General features: G+C 54.8%; 1 protein-coding gene. It reads right to left on the reverse strand.

What is annotated here, in order from left to right:
- Positions 1-1,164 (reverse strand): 2-oxoacid:acceptor oxidoreductase family protein (locus MV985_RS00020; protein ID WP_297457846.1); only part of this gene is annotated, 1,164 nt, incomplete at both ends.

Below are 1,164 nucleotides of genomic sequence, written 5' to 3' on the forward strand. Positions count from 1 at the left end.
AGGGTATGTGCCCTTTAACCACCACTTTGCCGTCCGGTCTCTGCTCGATTTTCGGGGTGGGGAAGACCTCCGACCTGATTGCCAGCGCTCCGTCGGTCATGAGGAATACGGGAATCTGATACTTCTCGGCAAGATTAAAGGCCTCAACGGCGAGATAGAAGTTGTCCTCAACGGTGGTGGCCGCCAATATTGCCCTGGGGAAGTCGCCGTGTCCGCCGAATGCGCATACGAACAGGTCGGACTGCTCGTGCTTGGTGGGCATACCGGTACCGGGACCGCCCCTTTGAACGTCAACTATAACTATGGGAAGCTCGGTAATACCGGCGTAGGAGATGAATTCGCTCATGAGCGAAATACCGGGTCCCGAGGTGGCGGTCATCGATTTTTTGCCGGCAAACGACGCGCCCAAAGCCATACCGAGGGATGCTATTTCGTCCTCCGCCTGGTAGAGCCAGCCACCCCTCTTTATGAGGTCCATAACGATGTGGTTACCGACGGTGGTAGCGGGCGTAATCGGATATGCCGCGTAAAACTCAACACCGGCAGCTATGGAGCCTTTGGCTATAGCCTGGTTACCCTCCATTATGACGACATCTTCGGGAGTCCTCGGTTCGGGGAATTTGTAGGGGTCTTTCTTTTGGAGATTCTCCCTAACGTACTGCCTACCCAGATCGAAGGCTTTATAGTTCATTTCGACGATTTTTTCGCCCTTGCGGGAGAACTTGGCCTTAATCGCGTCCTTAATCGATTGCTCGGGAATGCCGAAGAGCTCCGCCAGAACGCCGAGGGCGATGATGTTCTTGGTGATGTAGGCTTTCATTACGTCCTTTGCTAGCTCCGATAGGGGAACGGGATAGTAGATAACGTTCTCGAGCTCCTCCGCCGGTTCGTAGTCGGTGCTGTCGTAGACGAGCACTTTTGGTTTGGATTCGTCCTTAGCCCTCTTGAGGAAGACCATGTTCTTTTCGACCGCCTCGCCGTTGAAGGCGCAAAGGATATCGAAGCTATCGCCGGTGGAATAGACCCTGTCGGAAGAAACCCTGACGGTCGACTGGGCGTATCCGCCTTTAATCTCGGCGGGATAGGACTTGTAGTTCACCGCCCAGTAGCCCGCCCTTGCGGCGGTTTCGGTTAAGAAATCACCGGCGGTGATAACACCCTCAC

Origin of the sequence: Thermococcus sp. (assembly GCF_027012695.1) — an archaeon.
Taxonomy (GTDB): Archaea; Methanobacteriota_B; Thermococci; order Thermococcales; family Thermococcaceae; genus Thermococcus.